Annotated in this window: 25 protein-coding genes and 1 tRNA gene; 16 read left to right on the forward strand and 10 right to left on the reverse strand. The window is 68.6% G+C overall.

Translation table 11 applies throughout. The annotated features are described in order from the left end of the window. Together JYK17_RS35155 and JYK17_RS35160 are read left to right on the forward strand one after the other, a co-directional pair. Nucleotides 1-712 (forward strand): RDD family protein (locus tag JYK17_RS35155; protein ID WP_222811991.1); only part of this gene is annotated, 712 nt, incomplete at its 5' end. Between the two features lie 89 nt (nucleotides 713-801). Continuing rightward, nucleotides 802-1,485 carry an RDD family protein gene (locus JYK17_RS35160; RefSeq protein ID WP_222811992.1) on the forward strand — a complete coding sequence of 228 codons (684 nt, stop codon included), beginning with the start codon at nucleotides 802-804 and terminating at the stop codon, nucleotides 1,483-1,485. Between the two features lie 47 nt (nucleotides 1,486-1,532). Here the strand turns inward: JYK17_RS35160 and JYK17_RS35165 are convergent, their stop codons facing one another. Continuing rightward, nucleotides 1,533-1,808: a hypothetical protein gene (locus JYK17_RS35165; RefSeq protein ID WP_108013813.1), complete on the reverse strand. Its 276-nt coding sequence runs from the start codon at nucleotides 1,806-1,808 to the stop codon at nucleotides 1,533-1,535. A gap of 331 nt (nucleotides 1,809-2,139) precedes the next feature. Between JYK17_RS35165 and JYK17_RS35170 the strand changes: the two genes are divergently transcribed. Continuing rightward, nucleotides 2,140-4,494 (forward strand): immune inhibitor A domain-containing protein, encoded by a 2,355-nt coding sequence (locus JYK17_RS35170; RefSeq protein ID WP_108013814.1) that lies wholly within the window; start codon nucleotides 2,140-2,142, stop codon nucleotides 4,492-4,494. Between the two features lie 146 nt (nucleotides 4,495-4,640). Continuing rightward, a complete protein-coding gene (locus JYK17_RS35175) occupies nucleotides 4,641-4,979 on the forward strand; it encodes a hypothetical protein (protein ID WP_108013815.1) in 339 nt (112 codons plus the stop codon). 13 nt (nucleotides 4,980-4,992) lie between these two features. On the opposite strand, the gene JYK17_RS35180 is transcribed toward JYK17_RS35175, so the two are convergent. Together JYK17_RS35180 and JYK17_RS35185 are read right to left on the reverse strand one after the other, a co-directional pair. Beyond that, complete coding sequence (locus JYK17_RS35180) at nucleotides 4,993-5,583, reverse strand: isochorismatase family protein (RefSeq protein WP_108013816.1); 591 nt, start codon at nucleotides 5,581-5,583, stop codon at nucleotides 4,993-4,995. A gap of 114 nt (nucleotides 5,584-5,697) precedes the next feature. Then, entirely contained in the window at nucleotides 5,698-7,044 is a 1,347-nt protein-coding gene (locus JYK17_RS35185) for a nicotinate phosphoribosyltransferase (protein WP_108013817.1), read from the reverse strand. 58 nt (nucleotides 7,045-7,102) lie between these two features. Between JYK17_RS35185 and clpS the strand changes: the two genes are divergently transcribed. From clpS to JYK17_RS35215, 7 genes are all read left to right on the forward strand, one after another. Further along, entirely contained in the window at nucleotides 7,103-7,420 is a 318-nt protein-coding gene (clpS, locus tag JYK17_RS35190) for an ATP-dependent Clp protease adapter ClpS (RefSeq protein ID WP_016438062.1), read from the forward strand. A 12-nt stretch (nucleotides 7,421-7,432) separates the two neighbouring features. Beyond that, nucleotides 7,433-8,038: a DUF2017 domain-containing protein gene (locus tag JYK17_RS35195; RefSeq protein ID WP_222811993.1), complete on the forward strand. Its 606-nt coding sequence runs from the start codon at nucleotides 7,433-7,435 to the stop codon at nucleotides 8,036-8,038. Between the two features lie 342 nt (nucleotides 8,039-8,380). After that, a complete protein-coding gene (locus tag JYK17_RS35200; RefSeq protein WP_128802071.1) occupies nucleotides 8,381-9,814 on the forward strand; it encodes an amino acid permease in 1,434 nt (477 codons plus the stop codon). Nucleotides 9,815-9,889: 75 nt separating this feature from the next. Continuing rightward, nucleotides 9,890-10,312, forward strand: a complete 423-nt coding sequence (locus tag JYK17_RS35205) for a M67 family metallopeptidase (protein ID WP_108013820.1) — start codon at nucleotides 9,890-9,892, stop codon at nucleotides 10,310-10,312. A gap of 79 nt (nucleotides 10,313-10,391) precedes the next feature. After that, nucleotides 10,392-10,487 carry a putative leader peptide gene (locus tag JYK17_RS41335; protein ID WP_324604419.1) on the forward strand — a complete coding sequence of 32 codons (96 nt, stop codon included), beginning with the start codon at nucleotides 10,392-10,394 and terminating at the stop codon, nucleotides 10,485-10,487. A gap of 94 nt (nucleotides 10,488-10,581) precedes the next feature. After that, complete coding sequence (locus JYK17_RS35210) at nucleotides 10,582-10,860, forward strand: MoaD/ThiS family protein (protein ID WP_108013821.1); 279 nt, start codon at nucleotides 10,582-10,584, stop codon at nucleotides 10,858-10,860. A gap of 6 nt (nucleotides 10,861-10,866) precedes the next feature. Continuing rightward, complete coding sequence (locus JYK17_RS35215) at nucleotides 10,867-11,817, forward strand: PLP-dependent cysteine synthase family protein (RefSeq protein WP_108013822.1); 951 nt, start codon at nucleotides 10,867-10,869, stop codon at nucleotides 11,815-11,817. A gap of 27 nt (nucleotides 11,818-11,844) precedes the next feature. Here JYK17_RS35215 and JYK17_RS35220 read toward each other — a convergent pair whose 3' ends face one another. Beyond that, nucleotides 11,845-12,297, reverse strand: a complete 453-nt coding sequence (locus JYK17_RS35220) for a type II toxin-antitoxin system PemK/MazF family toxin (RefSeq protein WP_128802070.1) — start codon at nucleotides 12,295-12,297, stop codon at nucleotides 11,845-11,847. Between the two features lie 235 nt (nucleotides 12,298-12,532). Here JYK17_RS35220 and JYK17_RS35225 point away from each other — a divergent pair, with 235 nt between their 5' ends. Beyond that, a complete protein-coding gene (locus JYK17_RS35225) occupies nucleotides 12,533-13,285 on the forward strand; it encodes an MBL fold metallo-hydrolase (protein ID WP_108013823.1) in 753 nt (250 codons plus the stop codon). A gap of 68 nt (nucleotides 13,286-13,353) precedes the next feature. On the opposite strand, the gene JYK17_RS35230 is transcribed toward JYK17_RS35225, so the two are convergent. Then, on the reverse strand, nucleotides 13,354-14,604 hold the full coding sequence (locus JYK17_RS35230) for a PTS transporter subunit EIIC (protein WP_222811994.1): 1,251 nt from the start codon (nucleotides 14,602-14,604) through the stop codon (nucleotides 13,354-13,356). Between the two features lie 179 nt (nucleotides 14,605-14,783). After that, nucleotides 14,784-16,070, reverse strand: a complete 1,287-nt coding sequence (locus JYK17_RS35235; protein ID WP_108013825.1) for a PTS transporter subunit EIIC — start codon at nucleotides 16,068-16,070, stop codon at nucleotides 14,784-14,786. A 125-nt stretch (nucleotides 16,071-16,195) separates the two neighbouring features. Here JYK17_RS35235 and JYK17_RS35240 point away from each other — a divergent pair, with 125 nt between their 5' ends. The 4 genes from JYK17_RS35240 to rdgB all read left to right on the forward strand — a co-directional run bounded on the left by JYK17_RS35240 (nucleotide 16,196) and on the right by rdgB (nucleotide 18,512). Further along, nucleotides 16,196-16,429, forward strand: a complete 234-nt coding sequence (locus tag JYK17_RS35240) for a PTS sugar transporter subunit IIB (protein ID WP_067026087.1) — start codon at nucleotides 16,196-16,198, stop codon at nucleotides 16,427-16,429. 165 nt (nucleotides 16,430-16,594) lie between these two features. Beyond that, complete coding sequence (rph, locus tag JYK17_RS35245; protein WP_108013826.1) at nucleotides 16,595-17,332, forward strand: ribonuclease PH; 738 nt, start codon at nucleotides 16,595-16,597, stop codon at nucleotides 17,330-17,332. A gap of 145 nt (nucleotides 17,333-17,477) precedes the next feature. Further along, nucleotides 17,478-17,876: a hypothetical protein gene (locus tag JYK17_RS35250; RefSeq protein WP_108013827.1), complete on the forward strand. Its 399-nt coding sequence runs from the start codon at nucleotides 17,478-17,480 to the stop codon at nucleotides 17,874-17,876. Nucleotides 17,877-17,909: 33 nt separating this feature from the next. Beyond that, nucleotides 17,910-18,512, forward strand: a complete 603-nt coding sequence (gene rdgB, locus JYK17_RS35255; RefSeq protein ID WP_128802069.1) for an RdgB/HAM1 family non-canonical purine NTP pyrophosphatase — start codon at nucleotides 17,910-17,912, stop codon at nucleotides 18,510-18,512. Between the two features lie 47 nt (nucleotides 18,513-18,559). On the opposite strand, the gene JYK17_RS35260 is transcribed toward rdgB, so the two are convergent. The 4 genes from JYK17_RS35260 to bcp all read right to left on the reverse strand — a co-directional run bounded on the left by JYK17_RS35260 (nucleotide 18,560) and on the right by bcp (nucleotide 20,443). Then, nucleotides 18,560-18,634, reverse strand: a tRNA-Leu gene (locus JYK17_RS35260). 9 nt (nucleotides 18,635-18,643) lie between these two features. Further along, on the reverse strand, nucleotides 18,644-19,183 hold the full coding sequence (locus JYK17_RS35265) for an HNH endonuclease signature motif containing protein (protein WP_108013829.1): 540 nt from the start codon (nucleotides 19,181-19,183) through the stop codon (nucleotides 18,644-18,646). Then, complete coding sequence (locus tag JYK17_RS35270) at nucleotides 19,180-19,833, reverse strand: HNH endonuclease signature motif containing protein (protein ID WP_222811995.1); 654 nt, start codon at nucleotides 19,831-19,833, stop codon at nucleotides 19,180-19,182. Before JYK17_RS35270 ends, JYK17_RS35265 begins: the two co-directional genes overlap by 4 nt. A 142-nt stretch (nucleotides 19,834-19,975) precedes the next feature. After that, entirely contained in the window at nucleotides 19,976-20,443 is a 468-nt protein-coding gene (gene bcp / locus JYK17_RS35275) for a thioredoxin-dependent thiol peroxidase (RefSeq protein ID WP_222811996.1), read from the reverse strand. Between the last annotated feature and the right edge of the window lie 69 nt (nucleotides 20,444-20,512).

Consider the following 20,512-nt stretch of genomic DNA (forward strand, 5'->3'; position numbering starts at 1 on the left):
CGCCGCCGCTGCGCCGGGCCCCTCGGGCCCCCAGGCCGCCCCGACCGTCCCTCCGCAGTCGGCCGGCGCCCAACCCGTTCCCGCCCCCCTCACCACCGGCCCCGGCGGCGGTCAGTCCTCCTGGGCGCAGCAGGTGCACCGGCTCGCGGGCGCCGACGAGGGGCAGCCGGTGGCCCCCTGGAAGCCGCCCGTCGAGGACATCTTCACGGCCGCGGCCCGGCGTCAGTCCGCCGCGCGCCCCGCGGGCCTGGGCAGGCGGCTGGCCGCCCGGCTGCTGGACACCGTGGTCCTCGCGGGCGTCACCGCCGTGGCCGCCGTTCCGCTGGGCACCAAGGCGCTCGACCACGTCGACGAGAAGATCGACGCGGCCAAGCTCTCCGGCGAGACCGTGACCGTATGGCTGCTGGACGGCACGACCTCGGTGTATCTGGGCATCGTCCTGGCCGTGCTGCTCGTCTTCGGCGTCCTCTACGAGGCGCTGCCCACCGCCAAGTGGGGCCGCACCCTGGGCAAGAAGCTGCTGGGGATCGAGGTGCGGGACATCGAGGCGCACGAGCCGCCGTCCTTCGGCGGCGCGCTGCGCCGCTGGCTCGTCTACAGCGTGCCGGGTCTGCTCGTCGTGGGGATCGTGGGCATCGCGTGGTGCCTGTTCGACCGCCCCTGGCATCAGTGCTGGCACGACAAGGCGGCGGGTACGTTCGTCGCGGGATGACCGCATCCGGCGTACGCAGCAACTGATTCGGTCATCCGTACGGCCGTCCGCCGGATGCGGGGCGGTGAGGTTCGCGGTCCACTCGGGCCATGAGCACCGAACCGCCCCCGGACTCCGGCCCCCCGCCGGAGAACGACCCCCTCCGAAAGCACCCCCCGCCCGGCCAGAGTTCGGGCTCACCGCACGACGTCCCCGACGGCGGGCAGCAGCCGCCGCCAGGTCAGGAGCCCCCTCCCTACAGCCAACCGCCCCCCGGCGGCGCCGGCCCGCACGGTGCCAGTAACCCCTACGGTGGTCCCCCGTACCCCGCCGACCCCCTCGCCGGTATGCCCCCGCTTGCCCAGAGCGGGAAGCGTACGTTGGCGCGGATCATCGACCTGATTCTTGTCGGCATCGTCGTGTGGCTGCTGACCTGGCCGATGGGGGTGCACGAGTACAGCGTGGACGGGGGCAATATCGAGTACGGCAAGTCCTTTGCGCAGTCCGTCGTCGGGGCCGTGCTCTACATCGCCTACGACACCTTCATGATCAGCAGCTCGGGGCAGACGCTCGGCAAGAAGTGGCTGAACATGCGCGTGGCCAACCTCAACGACGGCTCCACGCCCTCCGTGCAGACCTCGTTGGCCCGCGCGGCGGTGCTGTGGATCCCGTTCGCGTTCTGCTGCGCCTGCATCTGGACCGCGATCTGCGGCGGCTGGAGCTACTTCGACCGGCCCTACAAGCAGGGCCTGCACGACAAGGCCGCCAAGACGGTGGTGGTCAGCACCCGTTGACGCAGCACTCGTTGACGCCCGTGCGCGGCAACCGCGGTCGCCGTGGCTCAGGAAGCGGCGCGCTCACGCACCGGCTCGGACGCGCCGGACGCGACCGTGGCCGGCACCGGCTCCTTGTGCTGGGCCGGCTGCTCGACCGCGACGACCCTGGGCCTGGGCAGCGGGACCGTCATGGCGACCAGGAGTCCGAGGACGAGTGCCGAGGCGGCGATGACGGCGATCCCCACGCCCGAACTCGTCTGTGACAGCAGCAGCATGGCGAGCGTCGAGAAGATCACGGTGCACGAACCGTAGACGAGCTGGGCGGGCGTCGGACGAGGCATAGCAATCGTGTCCTCGGAAGTGGGGGTCCACGGGGGTGTCGGCCTGGCTTTCCGCCGTATCAGGGCTGTCCGCCAACCGACTCTAATCGCGTGTGTGCCCGAGCGGAACGAACAGTAAGCGTGACCTAACCAACAGTGCCGGTGCACAGGGGGCGCACGGAGTCATGGCGTCCAGCACGCGGACAGCAGAACGCGCCGGTCGTGGTGTTCGTAAAGCGGACTTCACATCCGCATAGTGCACTTGTTCTGTTCAAGTCAAGGTCTGTCTTTTCTTACCAGCCTCTAGTCAAATTGCGTCACTTGACATGCACCTTGACTCAGAGGATCTCAAGTGACCCATAGACCTTGGACGTTCAGAGCAACCGCGATCGGTGTCGCCCTCGCGGCGGCCACCGCCACGTTCTCGACGTTCGCCGTGGCCCAGGCCGCCGACCCGGCGAAATCCGCCACCGTCGAGCGCCACGACCCGGCGGCGGTCAAGAACATGGCGGAGCACAACCTCGACGGACCGCTCTCGAAGACCCAGGAGGCCCAGCGCCAGGAGGCCTTGAACGAGGTCATATCCGGCCGGGCGCAGGCCAAGGACCGGCACGGTTCGCAGGTCGTCCAGCTCAAGAGCCGCAAGGGCGACAGCAAGTACGTGGAACTTGGCCGGGAGAAGACCGACAAGATCTTCACCATCCTGGCCGAGTTCGGCGACCAGACGGACCCGAAGTACGGCGGCACCCCCGGCCCCCTGCACAACCAGATAGCCGCGCCCGACCGCTCCAAGGACAACTCCACGGACTGGCGGGCGGACTACAACCAGAAGCACTTCCAGGACATGTACTTCGGCACCGGCAAGAACACCGAGTCGCTGAAGAAGTACTACGAGAAGCAGTCCTCGGGCCGCTACTCCGTCAACGGCGAGGTCAGCGACTGGGTCAAGGTCCCCTACAACGAGGCCCGTTACGGCAACAACGCCTGCGGCTCGACCACCTGCTCCACCGCCTGGAACCTGGTGCGCGACGGCATCAACGCCTGGGTCGCCGACCAGAAGGCGGCCGGCAAGTCCGACGCCGACATCAAGGCGGACCTCGCCCAGTACGACCAGTGGGACCGCTACGACTACGACGGCGACGGCAACTTCAACGAGCCCGACGGCTACATCGACCACTTCCAGATCGTGCACGCCGGCGAGGACGAGTCCGCGGGCGGCGGCGCTCAGGGCACCGACGCGATCTGGGCCCACCGCTGGTACGCCTTCGGCACCGACGCCGGCGCCACCGGCCCCGAGAACAACAAGCTCGGCGGCACCCAGGTCGGCGACACCGGCATCTGGGTCGGCGACTACACCATGCAGCCGGAGAACGGCGGACTCGGCGTCTACGCCCACGAGTACGGCCACGACCTCGGCCTGCCGGACGAGTACGACACCAACGGCGGCGAGAACTCGACCGGTTTCTGGACCCTGATGTCCTCCGGCTCCTGGCTCGGCACCGGCGAGAACGCGATCGGCAACCTGCCGGGCGACATGAACGCCTGGGACAAGCTGCAGCTGGGCTGGCTCAACTACGACACGGCGCAGGCCGGAAGGAAGTCGAAGCACAAGCTGGGCGTCGCCGAGTACAACACCAAGGACAAGCAGGCGCTGGTGGTTTCGCTGCCCGACAAGGCGGTCACCACCGAGGTGGTCACTCCCGCCGAGGGCTCGACCCAGTGGTGGAGCGGCAGCGGCGACGACCTGAAGAACACGCTGACCCGTGAAGTCGACCTGACCGGCAAGAAGTCGGCCGCCCTCACGCTCGACGGCTGGTACGACATCGAGGCGGGCTACGACTACCTCTACGCCGAGGTGTCGACCGACGGCGGCGCCAACTGGACCGCCCTGGACGGCACGGTGGACGGCCAGGCCATCCCGCGCGACGGCAGCGACAAGCCCGCCCTCACCGGCACGATCGACGCGTACAAGAAGCTGTCGTACCCGCTGGACGCCTACGCGGGCCAGAAGGTCCAGCTGCGCTTCCGCTACCAGACCGACGGCGGTGTGGCCCAGAAGGGCTTCGCGGCCGACGAGATCACCGTGACCGCCGACGGCGCCCCGGTCTTCTCCGACAACGCCGAGTCCGCGGACACCGCTTGGACCGCGAACGGCTTCTCCCGCATCGGCGCGTCCTTCACCAAGGACTACAAGCAGTACTACGTCGCGGAGAACCGCCAGTACGTGTCGTACGACAAGACGCTGAAGACGGGCCCGTACAACTTCGGCTTCTCGACGACCCGTCCGGACTGGGTGGAGCACTACCCGTACCAGAACGGCCTGTTGATCTGGAAGTGGGACACCTCGCAGCAGGACAACAACACCGGCGACCACCCGGGCACCGGTCTGATCCTTCCGGTCGACTCGCACCCGAAGGCGCTGAAGTGGTCCGACGGCACGCTGATGCGCAACCGCGTCCAGGCCTACGACTCGCCGTTCAGCCGCTACCGCACGGACGGCATGACGCTGCACAACGCGGACGTGGCGACCAGGATCAAGGGCTCGTACGGGGTGCCGGTCTTCAACGACCGGACGAACACCTACTACGACCCGTCGAACCCGGCCGGCGGTGTCAAGATCACTGACACCAACACCAAGATCAAGATCGTTCAGGAGGCCTGGAACGGCTCCACGATGCGGCTCGAGGTCGGCCCTGCGGTGAAGTAGTCGGCATTTCTGCAGGTCAGAAGCGTATCGGCGGTGACCCCCTGGCGGGTCGCCGCCGATCGTGTTTAGGTGCGTCCTGTGCTTCTCTTATTGACAGTCCCGCCGACTGTCCCATCGACACCGACTCGCACGGGGGTGTGACCTGCATGGCCGCAGGAGGTTTCTGCAAGCTGCCGACCGGCAGCGTGGTGGTGGCTCTGAACCTGCCCAGACCCACCGCCGACGGCACGGGCTGCGTCCGTGTCCTCGTCCACGCCCACAACCGGGCGCGCGCCCTGACCAGGCTGCGCAACCTGGGCATGCGGGCCGTCTACCTGCGCGGCAACGGGGCCCCGCCGACCCCGGACGAGATCACCGCGGTCCTGCACCACCCCGACGGCGTCATATGGCGCACGGCCCCCGACAACGGTGTCAGCACCGACCTGCCGCAGGAGCTGTGGCACCCGATGAGGGCCCTGCTGCGCCGCCCCACGGCACCGGCCTAGGCCCGGCCTCCCGCTAAGCCACGACGGGCTTCCCGGACAACTCCACGCCCGCCTCCCGCATCTCCTCCAGTGCCCGCTCGGTGGTCTCAGCGGCCACCCCGGCGGTCAGGTCGAGCAGCACCTGCGTGCGAAAGCCCTCCCGTACGCCGTCCAGGGCGGTGGCGCGTACGCAGTGGTCCGTGGCGATCCCGACCACGTCCACCTCGCTGACATCCCTGGCCCGCAGCCAGTCGGCCAGCTTGACGCCGTTCTCGTCGGCGCCCTCGAAGCCGCTGTACGCCGCGGCGTACGCCCCCTTGTCGAAGACGGCGTCGATCGCGCCGGAGGCGACGGCGGGGGAGAAGTTCGGATGAAAGCCCACGCCCTCCGTGCCCGCGACGCAGTGCGCGGGCCAGGAGTGCACGAAGTCCGGGTTGTCGGCGAAGTGGCCGCCGGGTGCGATGTGGTGGTCGCGGGTGGCCACCACATGCTGGTAGCCCGAACCGGCCGCCTGTCCGATCAGCTCGGTCACGGCGGCGGCCACGTCGGCACCTCCGGCCACGGCGAGGCTGCCCCCCTCGCAGAAGTCGTTCTGCACATCGACGACGATCAAGGCGCGGCGCATGGCGGTGTCCTTCGACTATGAGTGGCTTACGGGACTGAAGATTTCGCGGTCGCTCCGGGAGAGGGCGCGGGGGTGCACGACCGGCCATCCCCCTTCGGCCACCCCCCTGGGCTGTCAGCTACCCGTCGGCGTGTGCAGGTACTCCGTGGGGAGCACCGGTTCCCCGCGCGAGAGCTGGGTCGCCGACAGCGGCAGACCGGCCCGCGCGGCGACATGACGGTCCCGTACGGCGTCCAGCGGCTCGCGGGCGATCACGTCGCCGCCCTTGATCAGCTCGACCAGCAGCTGCCGGTCGGCGAGCTCGGGCGGGACCGGTCCGGTGCCCACGACCTCGGCCTCCGCGACCCCGTCGGCGTCCGCCCGCCGCGCGGCCCACTTGCGGCCGCCGATGGAGGTCTTGCCGCCGCTGGACTTCTTCGCCACCGGCACCAGCGGCGCCCGCGGGTCGTCGGACTCCGCGCGGGCCACCAGCTTGTAGACCATGGAGGCCGTGGGGTGCCCGGACCCGGTCACCAGCTGCGTACCGACGCCGTACGCGTCCACGGGCGCCGCCGCGAGCGAGGCGATGGCGTACTCGTCCAGGTCCGAGGTCACGATGATCTTCGTGTCGTGGGCGCCCAGCTCGTCCAGCTGCTGGCGCACCCGGTGCGCGACCAGCAGCAGGTCGCCGGAGTCGATGCGCACGGCGCCCAGCTCGGGTCCGGCGATCTCGACCGCCAGCCGTACCGCCTCGGCGACGTCGTAGGTGTCCACCAGCAGGGTCGTGCCGCGGCCGAGGGAGTCGACCTGCGCCTTGAAGGCGTCCCGCTCGTGGTCGTGCAGGAGGGTGAAGGCGTGCGCGGAGGTGCCCACGGTCGGGATGTTGTAGCGGAAGCCGGCCGCCAGGTCGGAGGTGGAGGCGAAGCCGCCGACGTAGGCGGCGCGCGCGGCGGCGACGGCGGCCAGCTCGTGCGTGCGGCGGGCGCCCATCTCGATCAGCGGGCGCGAGCCCGCGGCCGAGGACATGCGGGAGGCGGCCGCGGCGATCGCGGAGTCGTGGTTGAGGATCGACAGGATCACCGTCTCCAGCAGCACGCACTCGGCGAAGGAGCCCTCGACCCGCATGATCGGCGAGCCCGGGAAGTACACCTCGCCCTCGGGATAGCCCCACACGTCGCCGCTGAACCGGTAGCCGGCGAGCCAGTCCAGCGTCACGTCGTCGACGATGGAGCGCTCGCGCAGATACCGCAGGACGTCCGCGTCGAACCGGAAGTTCTCCACGGCGTCCAGGACACGCCCGGTGCCCGCCACGACGCCGTAGCGCCGTCCGTCGGGCAGTCGCCGGGTGAAGACCTCGAAGACGCTGCGCCGCGCCGCGGTACCGGCCCTGAGGGCGGCCTGCAGCATCGTGAGCTCGTACTGGTCCGTGAAGAGCGCCGTCGAGGGAACGTCCACCGGCAGCCCTAGGTCCGCTGTGTTCATGGCAACAGATGCTACCGTACTTCGCGTCAGTGTGACGATTTGTGGGAGCCGTGGCAGCATGGGCCTTGTGACGTCACCCGCTCCCCTTGAGATCGAGAAGACCGAATCGGCGGAGGAGGTCTTCGCCGTACCCGAGCCGGACGTCCCGTGGGTCACGATCGTGCACAACGACCCGGTCAACCTCATGAGCTATGTGACGTACGTCTTCCAGACGTACTTCGGCTACAGCAAGGACAAGGCCACCAAGCTCATGCTCGACGTCCACCACAAGGGCCGTGCGGTCGTCTCCAGCGGCACTCGCGAGGAGATGGAACGCGACGTGCAGGCCATGCACGGCTACGGCCTGTGGGCCACCCTCCAACAGGACCGGAAGTAGCGACATCTTCTGATGCCAGGACACTTCGAACCGCTCCCCGACGGCGGCGCGGCCGTCGCGCTCGACGACGTCGAGATCTCCATCATCCGGTCGCTGGCCGTCCAGCTGCTGGAGCTCGTCGGACCCGGCCCGGGGGAGGACGCCTCCGACGACCCGCTGGCCGAACTCTTCGCGGACGGGCCCAGCGAGCCCCCCAGGGACCCGGTGCTCAAACGGCTCTTCCCGGACGCCTACAGCGACCCCGAGGGCGAGCCCGCCGACCCCGCGGCGGCCGACGAACAGCGGGCGTACTCCTCGGAGTTCCGCCGCTACACCGAGAACGACCTGCGCGCCGGCAAGCGCGAGAACGCGCTCGCGGTCGTGCGCTGCCTGGACGCGCTGACACCTGCCGCCGACGGCGGCGCCGTCCTCAAGCTGTCGGTCGAGGAGTCCCAGCAGTGGCTGAAGGCGCTCAACGACCTGCGCCTCGCGATCGGCTCCCGGCTGGAGATCACCGACGAGGACGACACCGAGGTCCTCTACCGGCTCCCCGACGAGGACCCGCGCAAGCCCATGGTGATGGCGTACCTGTGGCTCGGCGGGCTCCAGGAGACGCTGGTGAGCACCCTGATGCCGTGATCCGGGACGGTGGTGCGTTCGCTCAGAGGACGCTCAAATCCGGATAACGATCACGTCACCGCCGCGGCCGTGAATGCGGCTGCGCGAACCCCTTTGTCCCCTTCTTCCTGTGGGGTGCGCCACATGTCGCTGCGGTGATCAACATTGCGGCCGTGATAAATCTTCACGACCGCCCGGCGAACACCACCCATGTTCGTCCGGGTGCGCCACCGAGCCGGCGGATCGCCGGCCAGGCACGGACGGGCCCGCCCGGCCCGCCCAGCTCCATCAATCCGGGGGGATCGAGACCCGATCCGAGGCCGACGAGAGGCCCGGGTCGGCATGGAGAAAGGCGCACCACAGATGACCTCCGCTCAGGTCGAGAACGAGGAGGCCCCGCAGCGGGCCGAAGAGGGCTACGAGCGCGGACTCGGCAGCCGCCAGGTCCAGATGATCGCCATCGGCGGCGCCATCGGCGTCGGCCTCTTCCTGGGAGCCGGGGCGAACATCGCCAAGGCGGGCCCCAGCCTCATCTTCATGTACGCCCTCGCGGGCGTGATCATCTTCTTCATCATGCGGGCGCTCGGCGAGCTGCTCCTGTACCGCCCGGTCTCGGGCTCCTTCGCGGAGTACTCCCGCGAGTTCCTCGGCCCGTTCTTCGGCTACTTCACCGCCTGGACGTACTGGCTGATGTGGGTCGTCACTGGGATGGCCGAACTGACGGCCGCCGCGATCTACGTCAACTACTGGTTCCCGTCGATCCCGCAATGGGTCACGGCCCTGGTCTTCCTGGTGGTCCTCTTCGGGGTCAACCTGATCTCCGTCAAGGTCTTCGGTGAGCTGGAGTTCTGGTTCTCGATGGTCAAGGTCACCGCGCTGATCGGCATGATCGTGATCGGCCTGGGCGTGCTCACCTTCGGCTTCAGCTCCGCCGGCGACACCGCGGCCGTCTCCAACCTCTGGCAGTTCGACGGCTTCTTCCCCAAGGGCATCGGCTCGTCCCTGATGACGCTGCAGGGCGTCATGTTCGCCTACCTCGCCGTCGAGCTGGTCGGCGTCACCGCCGGCGAGTCCGAGAACCCCGAGAAGACCCTCCCCAAGGCGATCAACACCCTGCCCTGGCGCATCGCGCTGTTCTACGTCGGCGCCCTCACCGTCATCCTGTGCGTGGTGAAGTGGACCGAGTTCGCGCCGGGCGTCAGCCCCTTCGTCGCGGCCTTCGCGAAGATCGGCATCCCGGCGGGCGCCGGCATCGTCAACTTCGTCGTCCTGACCGCGGCCCTGTCCTCCTGCAACTCGGGCATGTACTCCACGGGCCGCATGCTGCGCAACCTCGCCGACAACGGCGAGGCCCCGAAGGTCTTCAGCAAGCTGTCCGCCTCCCGCACCCCGGCCTTCGGCATCACGGTCTCGGTGCTCTTCATGGGCATCGGCGTGGTCCTGAACTACGTCGTCCCGGAGAAGGCCTTCGGCTACGTCACCTCGGTGGCCACCGCGGCCGGCATCTGGACCTGGCTGATGATCCTGATCAGCCACGTCCTCTACCGCCGCGCGGTCGACGCGGGCCGGCTGCCCGCCTCGTCCTTCCCGGCCCCCGGCGGCGCGGTCTGCTCGTACATCGCCATCGCCTTCCTGCTGTTCGTCACCGCCCTGATCGCCTACGACGCCGACGCCCGCGTCTGCCTGTACGTGATGGCCGGCTGGGCGGTCGCGCTCGGCATCGGCTGGGCGGTCCTCAAGAACCGCAACCCGGAGGTCACCCAGCGGCGCGAACCGCAGCTGGAGAAGATCGGCTGACCCTTCCGTCCGGCATTCGGGCAGGCCCGTACCACGCCTCGGTACGGGTCTGCCCTTCTGCTTATCCTTTCGCACATGCTGACCATCACCCAGGCGCTCGTCGACCGGATCGTCGCGCACGCGCGCAAGGACCACCCCGACGAGGCGTGCGGCGTCGTCGCGGGCCCGGCCGGCTCGGACCGTCCCGAGCGCTTCATCCCGATGCTGAACGCGGCCATGTCGCCCACGTTCTACGAGTTCGACTCCGGCGACCTGCTCAAGCTCTACCGCGAGATGGACGACCGCGACGAGGAGCCGGTGATCGTCTACCACTCCCACACCGCGACCGAGGCCTACCCCTCGCGCACCGACATCTCCTACGCCAACGAGCCCGGCGCCCACTACGTCCTGGTGTCCACCGCCGACACCGACGGCCTCGGCGACTTCCAGTTCCGCTCGTACCGCATCGTGGAAGGCGAGGTCACGGAGGAGGAGGTCACGATCGTAGAAGCCTATTGATCCCGCATTGCGGTCAGAAATCATCCAGGATGCGAGACGCTACTCCGGCCCGTGGACTGGGAATCGATACGATGACCCCATGGTTCTGAACGACGTGAGCATCGAGGCGCCGAGCACCCTGCTCGTGGCGCGGCTGCACGTCGACCTGTGCAGGCTGAACAGCGCCATCTGTTGATCTTCCCTGCCGCCGTACGGCCGTGAGCCGCGGCGTGCTGTCGTGCGCCCACCGTTTCGACCCTTCCCGTACCTCCCGACAGGAGCCCGCAACCATGGCCATCGAGGTCCGCATCCCGACCATCCTCCGCACGTACACCGACGGCCAGAAGGCGGTGGAGGCCAACGGGGACACCCTCGCCGAGCTCTTCGCCGACCTCGAGACCCGGCACGCGGGCATCCAGGCCCGCATCGTGGACGGGGGCGAGCTGCGCCGCTTCGTCAACGTCTACCTCAACGACGAGGACGTCCGCTTCCTCGACGGCATCAACACCAAGGTCGCCGACGGCGACAACGTGACGATCCTGCCGGCCGTGGCCGGCGGCATGGCCTGATCCTCGATGCGCTACGACTCCCCGCTCGCCGCGGTGGGCAACACCCCTCTGGTGCGCCTGCCGCGGCTCTCGCCGTCCGCCGACGTCCGCATCTGGGCCAAGCTGGAGGACCGCAACCCCACCGGCTCCATCAAGGACCGCCCCGCCCTGCACATGATCGAGCAGGCCGAGAAGGACGGCCGGCTCACCCCCGGCTGCACCATCCTCGAACCCACCTCCGGCAACACCGGCATCTCCCTGGCCATGGCAGCCAAGCTCAAGGGCTACCGCATGGTGTGCGTGATGCCCGAGAACACCTCGCAGGAGCGCCGGGACCTGCTCGGCATGTGGGGCGCCGAGATCATCTCCTCACCGGCCGCGGGCGGCTCCAACACCGCCGTACGGGTCGCCAAGGAGCTGTCGGCCGAGCACCCGGACTGGGTGATGCTCTACCAGTACGGCAACCCCGACAACGCCGGCGCGCACTACGCCACGACCGGCCCGGAGATCCTCGCCGACCTGCCCTCCGTCACCCACTTCGTCGCCGGCCTCGGCACCACCGGCACCCTCATGGGCGTCGGCCGCTATCTGCGCGAGCACCGGCCGGACGTGAAGATCGTCGCCGCCGAACCGCGCTACGACGACCTGGTGTACGGCCTGCGGAACCTCGACGAGGGCTTCGTACCCGAGCTGTACGACGCCTCCGTCCTCACCACCCGCTTCTCGGTCGGCTCCGCCGACGCGGTCACCCGCACCCGTGAACTGCTGCAGCAGGAAGGCATCTTCGCCGGCGTCTCCACCGGCGCGGCCCTGCACGCCGCGATCGGCGTCGGCAACAAGGCGCTCAAGGCGGGCGAGAGCGCCGACATCGTGTTCGTGGTCGCCGACGGCGGCTGGAAGTACCTCTCGACGGGCGTCTACACGGCGGCCACCACGGAGGAAGCGATCGAGACCCTCCAGGGCCAGCTCTGGGCGTGAGGGTTCTGCTCTGGGCGTGGAGGCCCGCTACGTAGCCAGGTGCCGGACCTGGTCCCACAGGACCGGGTCCACCACACCCACCCGGCGCCGGAACTCCCACACCGGCACCTCGCGCAGCTCGTCCGTCTCCAGGAAGCTCGTGCGCCCGTGGGCGTCGCCCACCGCACCCGGGGGCAGCGGGATCACCCCGGACCGCTCGTCGTGGTACTTGCTGGTGATCTTCGCGACCGTCGCCCGCTCCCCGTGCACCACCAGCACCAGACAGGGCCGGTCCTTCGCGCCGGGCCCGTCCTCGTAGGGCACGTTCGCCCACCAGATCTCCGCCGGCCGGGGCCGCGACCCCTTCCGCACACCCGGCCGCCCCGGCGGACGAGTCCGGCGCCCCGCGGGCCGCCGCCCCCGCCCCCAGCCGTCGACGAGCGTGGCGACCAGCGCGAGCAGCACCACCGCGGCGAGCGCGAGCCACCATGACGTGTCCATACGGACGACGGTACCGGCGCGCAATGTGCGCCGCACAGGCTCCAGTCGAACCCGTGCTCGCTTCCGCGCGCCCCACCCATCCCGGTTCCAGCCGAACCGGTGACACCACAGGTGAGTTCGCCCACAACAGCCCTTGCCGGAGGAGCGACCGGGCGTTTTGCGCCTTACGCTCGACGGACCGCACGACCCCCGTCTCCCGCCAGAAAAAGTTCCCGCCCGCGGAGGTTTCTGCTCCATGAAGCTCACCGTCGTCGGTTGCTCGGGGTCGTTCCCGTCCGCGGAATCGGCCTGCTCGAGCTACCTCGTAGAGGCCGACGGCTTCCGGCTGCTTCTCGACATGGGCAACGGTGCCCTTGGCGAGCTGCAGCGCCACTGCGGTCTCTACGACCTCGACGCGATCTTCCTCAGCCATCTGCACGCCGACCACTGCATCGACATGTGCGCGTACTTCGTCGCGCGCTACTACCGCCACGACGGCGGCCGCTGCGACCCCATCCCGGTCTACGGCCCCGAAGGCACCGAACACCGCCTGACCACGGCGTACGCCGACACCCCCACCGCCTCCTCCATGAGCGAGGTCTTCGACTTCCACACGGTCAAGCCGTCCACCTTCGACATCGGCCCGTTCACGGTGCACACGGAACGCGTGGCCCATCCCGTGGAGGCGTACGGCATCCGCGTCGAGCACGGCGGGTCGTCCCTGACGTACTCTGGCGACACCGGAATCAGCGCCGCGCTGGACCAACTCGCCCACGGCACCGACCTGTTCCTGTGCGAGGCGGCCTTCACGCACGGCAAGGAGAACATCCCGGACCTGCACCTCAACGGCCGCCAGGCGGGCGAGACCGCCGCCAGGGCGGGGGTCGGGCGGCTGGTGCTGACCCACATCCCGCCGTGGACCGACCCGCAGGTCAACCTGCGTGACGCGCGCGAGGTCTTCACCGGCCCGGTGGAGCTGGCCGCGCCGCGCCTGGCGTACGAGATCTGACGCCCCCGCGCACCCGAAGGCCCCGGCACCACCTCGGTGCCGGGGCCTTCGTCATGCCCTGAGGACGCTCACGCCTTGGTGAGGTCCTCGACTTCTTCCTCGGGTTCGCGGCCTGGGGTGGGGAGGTTGAATTTGGTGATCGCGACGCGGAAGAGGATGTAGTAGAGCGCGCCGAAGACCAGACCGATCGGGATGATCAGCCATGGCTTGGTGGCGAGGTTCCAGTTCAGCGCGTAGTCGATGAAGCCCGCCGAGAACGTGAAGCCCGCGTGGACGCCCAGGGCCCAGGTGATCGCCATGGACAGGGCGGTCAGCACCGCGTGGATCGCGTACAGCACCGGCGCGATGAACATGAAGGAGAACTCGATCGGCTCGGTCACACCGGTCACGAAGGAGGTCAGGGCGAGCGAGACCATCATGCCCATCACGGCCTTGCGGCGCTCGGGACGGGCGGAGTGGGCGATGGCGATCGCGGCGGCCGGGAGGCCGAACATCATGATCGGGAAGAAGCCCGACATGAACTGTCCGGCGGTCGGGTCACCGGCGAAGAAGCGGGTGAGGTCACCGTGCACGACGACGCCGGCCGAGTTCTTGAAGTCGCCGATCTGGAACCAGGAGACCGAGTTCACGAACTGGTGCATGCCGACCGGGATCAGCGCGCGGTTGATGAGACCGAACAGACCCGCGCCGAACGCGCCGAGGCCGGTGATCCACTCGCCGAAGTTCGAGATGCCCTCACCGATGGGCTTCCAGATCAGGCCGAAGAAGACACCCATGGCGGTGCCGACGAACGCCATGATGATCGGCACCAGCCGGCGGCCGTTGAAGAAGCCGAGCCAGTCCACCAGCTTCTTGCGGTGGAAGCGCTGCCACAGCACCGCGGACAGCAGACCCATCAGGATGCCGCCGAGCACACCGGGGTTGTTGTAGGTCGCGGCTATGTCCGCGCCCTTCTGGATCTTCGCCTCGGTGACCGGGAACGCCTTGAGGACATTGCTGTAGACCAGGAAGCCGACGAGCGCGGCGAGCGCCGTCGAGCCGTCCGACTTCTTGGCGAAGCCGATCGCGACACCGATGCAGAACAGCATCGGCAGATTGTCGAAGATCGCGCCACCGGCCGTGGCGAACACCGCCGTGACCTTGTCGGGCAGGTTCAGCTTGTCGTGGATGTCCTGCTGTCCCAGACGCAGCAGGATGCCCGCGGCGGGCAGCACGGCGATCGGGAGCTGCAGGCTGCGGCCGACCTTCTGCAAGCCCTGGAACAGGCCTGAGCTCCACTTCTTCGTGGGGGCCGCCGATGGCGCGGTGGCGGTGCTCATATACTTCCTCCATCGGGTGGTGGTCTACACCACTCAGTGGTGTAGACCTGTTGTAGCAGATGAAGTCGGCATAAAGGAACCCGCGATTCCTGCTACCGCAGCGCTACGCACCGTTGCATGACAAAGGCCCCCTGACCTGCTGGTCCGAGGGCCCAACTCCCTTGCTGCGTAAGGCCTTGTCAGGCCTTCGTGACGTCCTCGCGCTCCTCCTCCGGCTCCCGCCCCGGCGTCTTCAGATCGAACCTCGTGATCGCCAGCCGGAAGACGACGTAGTACACGGCGGCGAAACACAGCCCGATCGGGACGATCGCCCACGGCCGCGTCGCCAGGTTCCAGTTGATGACGTAGTCGATCAGCCCCGCCGAGAAGCTGAATCCGTCATGCACGCCCAGCCCCCACGTCACCGCCATCGACACACCCGTCAGCACCGCGTGCACCGCGTACAGCAGTGGCGCGATGAACAGGAACGAGTACTCGATGGGCTCCGTGATGCCGGTGACGAACGACGTCAGCGCCACCGACAGCATCAGCCCCCCGACCTCCTTGCGCCGCTCCGGCCGCGCGCAGTGCGTGATCGCCAGCGCCGCCGCCGGCAGCGCGAACATCATGATCGGGAAGAAACCCGAGGTGAACTGGCCCGCGTGCGGATCACCCGCCAGGAACATGTTGATGTCACCGTGCACCACCGACCCGTCCGGCTTCGTGAAACTGCCGAACTGGAACCAGATGGGCACGTTCAGGAACTGATGCAGACCGATCACCAGCAACGCCCGGTTCGCGACACCGAACACACCCGCGCCCCACGCGCCCAGACCGGTCATCCAGTCGCTGAAGCTCTCCAGCCCGTCACCGATCGGCGGCCAGATCCACAAGCACAGCGCCGCGAACACGATCGCCACGAACGCCATGATGATCGGCACCAGCCGACGGCCATTGAAGAAACCCAGCCAGTCCACCAGCTTCGTACGGTGAAAACGCCGCCAGAAGTACGCCGACAGCAGCCCGATCACGATGCCCCCGAACACCCCGGGGTTCTGATACGTGAACTCGACGACCGAGTTGTCCTCAAGCCGGCACCCCACCTTCACGGCCGTACTGCCCGACGGACAGTCCTCGGGGAAGGCGCGCAGCACGCTGTAGTAGACGAGAAAACCCACCACCGCCGCCAGCGCCGTCGACCCGTCCGCCTTCTTCGCCATGCCGATGGCCACGCCCACGCAGAACAGCAGCGGCAGACCCAGCTGACCGTCCAGCAGCGCGCCGCCCGCCGCGCCCATCACCTTCGAGACGTTGTCCCAGCCGAGCCCGTCCGCACCAAACACATCGGGCTGACCCAGCCGGTTCAGAATGCCCGCCGCGGGCAGCACCGCGATCGGCAGCTGAAGACTGCGGCCCATCTTCTGCAGGCCCTGGAACGCAGACTGCCACCGGCGACGGGCGGGGGAGATCTCCATGTCGGCACTCATGAGTTGGCGACCGCCTGCGAGGTGGTGTAGACCAGTTACGACGATTGGGATGCTGTGACGCCATCATTGGCTACGCGCGGCGCCATCGCTCGTGAAGTTGGGCCAACTGTGCGTGAGGAGACGTCATGGCCAGCAAGGCTGAGAAGATCGTTGCCGGGCTCGGCGGCATCGACAACATCGAAGAGGTCGAAGGCTGCATCACCCGCCTGCGGACCGAGGTCGTCGACGCCGCCAAGGTCGACGAAGCCGCACTCAAGGCCGCCGGCGCACACGGCGTCGTCAAAATGGGCACCGCGATCCAGGTCGTCATCGGCACCGACGCCGACCCCATCGCAGCGGAGATCGAAGACATGATGTGACACCCGGCCCGGTTCCCACGAACGAACCGGACCACCGGCACCACCGGCAGAACCGGCAGGGGCTCCTTCCCACCACGGGGGGAGTCCCTGCCTTTTGCCGCGGGGGAGCCCCTGCCTTTTGCTGCGGGCGGAGCCCCCACCGCATCTGCGACTAGGCTCGACACCATGTCTCGAATCGACGGTCGCACCCCCGACCAACTCCGCCCCGTCACCATCGAACGCGGCTGGAGCAAGCACGCCGAGGGCTCCGTCCTCGTCTCCTTCGGCGACACCAAGGTCCTCTGCACGGCCTCCGTCACCGAAGGCGTCCCCCGCTGGCGCAAAGGCAGCGGCGAGGGCTGGGTCACCGCCGAATACGCCATGCTCCCCCGCGCCACCAACACCCGCGGCGACCGCGAGTCCGTCAAGGGCAGGATCGGCGGCCGCACCCACGAGATCAGCCGCCTCATCGGCCGCTCCCTGCGCGCCGTCGTCGACTACAAGGCACTCGGCGAGAACACCATCGTCCTCGACTGCGACGTCCTCCAGGCCGACGGCGGCACCCGCACCGCCGCCATCACCGGCGCCTACGTCGCCCTCGCCGACGCCATCGCCTGGGCCCAGGGCAGGAAACTCATCAAGGCCGGCCGCCAGCCCCTCACCGGCACCGTCTCCGCCGTCTCGGTCGGCATCGTCGGCCAGGTCCCCCTCCTGGATCTCTGCTACGAGGAAGACGTCCGCGCCGAGACCGACATGAACGTCGTCTGCACCGGCGACGGCCGCTTCGTGGAAGTACAGGGCACCGCCGAGGCCGAGCCGTTCGCCCGCGACGAGCTCAACTCCCTTCTCGACCTGGCGGTTTCGGGCTGCACAGAACTCGCTGTCCTCCAGCGCAAGGCTCTTGATACGGTCCTGGAAAAGTAAAGGACGCACCAAGAGAAACGGCGGGCCGGGGCAACCCGCCCGCCCGCCCTCGCGTCCCTACGAATGCGGGCGCACGGCACACCACCGTGCGCCCGACCAGTACGGGGGGCCTCACCGGGGCCTGGACGAAGGAGGGACCGCAGTCATGGCCGTGAGCCGAGGCCGCCGCATCACCATCACCGTCGCAGCACTCGCCGCCGTAGGACTGACCGCCGGCCTGACCACGGGCTGCGACGCCGTCGACAAGGCCCTGGACTGCGTCCAGACCGCCGACACCATCGCCGACAGCGTCACCGACCTCCAGCAAGCCGTCGAGAACGCCTCGAACGACCCCAGCCAGATCGACCAGTCACTGGCCTCCATCGACAAGAACCTCGACAAGATCGGCGACAAGACCGACAACGCCGACGTCAACAAGGCCGTCGACAACCTGGACAAGGCCGTCGGCAACGTCCGTACGGCCATCAAGAACGGCGACAACACCCCGGACATCAGCCCGGTCACGGACGCGGCAGGCGAACTGACCAAGGTCTGCACCTCGTAACGTCGTACCTCGGGACCTCGTACCCTCGTCCCCATGACGCGCTTGATCCTCGCCACCCGCAACGCCGGGAAGATCACCGAACTGAGGGCCATCCTCGCCGACGCGGGCCTCAGTCACGAGCTGGTGGGCGCGGAGGCCTACCCGGACATCCCCGACGTCAAGGAAACAGGCGTCACCTTCGCGGAGAACGCCCTGCTCAAGGCGCACGCCCTGGCCCAGGCCACCGGCCTGCCCGCCGTCGCCGACGACTCCGGCCTCTGCGTCGACGTCCTGGGCGGCGCCCCCGGCATCTTCTCCGCCCGCTGGGCCGGCCGCCACGGCGACGACCAGGCCAACCTCGACCTCCTCCTGGCCCAGCTCTCCGACATCACGGACGAACACCGGGGAGCCCACTTCGCCTGCGCAGCAGCCCTGGCGCTGCCGGACGGCACGGAACGAGTGGTCGAGGGCCAACTCCGCGGCACCCTCCGCCACACCCCCAAGGGCACCGGCGGCTTCGGCTACGACCCCATCCTCCAGCCCGACGGCGACACCCGAACCTGCGCGGAACTGACCCCGGCCGAAAAGAACGCAATCAGCCACCGGGGGGAGGCGTTTCGGGCGTTGGTGCCGGTGGTGCGGGAGCTGTTGGGCTGAGGCGCACAGAAGGGCGCGGCGCCCAGTAGGGAGCCGCGCCCTGAAGATGGGGCCGACGAGACTCGAACTCGCACTGTTCACTACCTAAAAGTGATGCCTCCTGCCAATTGGGCTACGGCCCCGCGTACAGCTTACTGGCACCCGGTGAGCGGTCGTCGCTGGTCGCCTCCCCTGCACCAGGTGCTCGTGATCGCGTGACAGTTCGGGCACAGCAGCCGCAGGTTCTCCCGCCGGTCGTCGCTCCAGTCACCGTTGATGTGATCGATTTCCAGCGTCATGGGCTTGCCGAGCCACTCGGGGCCGACACCGCATTCGGCGCACACCTCCGCCTCGCCCACCTCCAGGAGCGCCCTGCGCAGCAGATGAGTTCGCGTCCGACGGGAGCCGTCGTGCTGGACGAGGATGTCGGCTGCGCGCTTCAGCGGAACGGTTCCTTGCTTGCCTCGTCGGTGCGCTTGCCCCAGAAAGTGGGAGGTGTCGAGCCCATCGTGGGCGATCCAAGTGCGGAGCTGACTGCGCAGTGTGCTGTTGTACGGCTCCATGCCCAGGGCGCGGAGCGTGTCTGCGACCGAAGTCGCCCCCTCGACCGCATGGCGCAAAGCGTCTGAGGTCGGTCTGTCGGACGTTGCCCTTCTGCGGCGGGGCGTGTGCGAGACGTCAACGCTGCTCATACGGCGCCACCTCGGGCCTTCCTCTTGCCGCGCCCGCGATAACTGTCCGTCACCGAATGGCAGTTGGGGCACAGGAAGCGCAGGTTCTCGATTCGGTTGTCGCGCCAGTTGCCGTCGATGTGGTCGACCTCCAGTGGGAGCGGCCGCCCCCGCCACACCGGCTCCACGCCGCACATCGCGCATCGCTCGGGCAAGCCCGTCGATGCCATGGCCCATCTGAGCCGATCACTGGGGATACGCCGGACCCGGTCGGGCCGCTGTTCGATCAGTAGGCCCTCCGGTGTCCGAGGACGCCATGCGTTGCCCCGCCGGTCGGGCTGCTGGAAGTGTGACGTGTCGATCCCGTACGCCTTGATGCGGCGGCTGATGTGCGTGTGATGTCCGCCGACCACCTCGAGCCCGAGGCGACGTAGCACCTCGCACATGTTGGTCGACGACGAGACCGCCGCCTGGAGGATCTCCCGCGTCCACTTCACCCCCTCCCGCTCGAAGTGCGAAACATCCACCCCGAGCTTCTTCATCCGCCGCGACACGTATTGCCGGGTGGAGCTCCGCGGATCGACCCCCAGCCTTCCCAGCGCCTCCGACAACGTCCGCGCCCCGCGAACCGCCGCCTCCAGCCGCTCCTTGGTGTAGGCGCTGGCCCCCATGAAAGTCCCCTCCGTCCCGGCCGCGTGTTCGCAGCCCGTACGGAGTAACGAACCGTTTGTCGGACAGTCACGCCCGGAACGTAAAACGGCCCGCACCCGGGGCACCCCGGTGCGGGCCGTTCGCTCAGCCGGTGAAGGGCGGTCAGATCCCCAGGTCCTTGATGATCTTCGCCACATGCCCGGTCGCCCGGACGTTGTAAAGCGCCCGTTCGACCTTGCCCTCCTCGTCCACGATGATCGTGGAGCGGATGACGCCCAGGTAGGTCTTGCCGTAGTTCTTCTTCTCGCCGTAGGCGCCGTACGCCTCGGTGACGGTTTTTTCGGGGTCGGCCAGGAGTGTGACCTTCAGGGACTCCTTCTCGCGGAACTTCGCCAGCTTCTCGGGCTTGTCCGGGGAGATGCCGATGACGTCGTAGCCCGCGCCGGCCAGGACGTCGAGGTTGTCCGTGAAGTCGCAGGCCTGCTTGGTGCAGCCCGGCGTGAGGGCCGCGGGGTAGAAGTAGACGATGACCTTGCGGCCCTTGTGGGCCGACAGGGAGACCTCGGTGCCGTCGGCGTCCGGGAGGGTGAAGTCGGGGGCCACGTCCCCGGGCTGCAGTCGCTCACTCATCGGGCCAGCGTAACCGGGGGTCCTGACAGTGCAGGCGCGGGCGGAGCTGACAGACTGTTCGGAACAGGC

This window comes from Streptomyces plumbidurans, from assembly GCF_019857225.1.
GTDB classification, from domain to species: Bacteria; Actinomycetota; Actinomycetes; order Streptomycetales; family Streptomycetaceae; genus Streptomyces; species Streptomyces plumbidurans.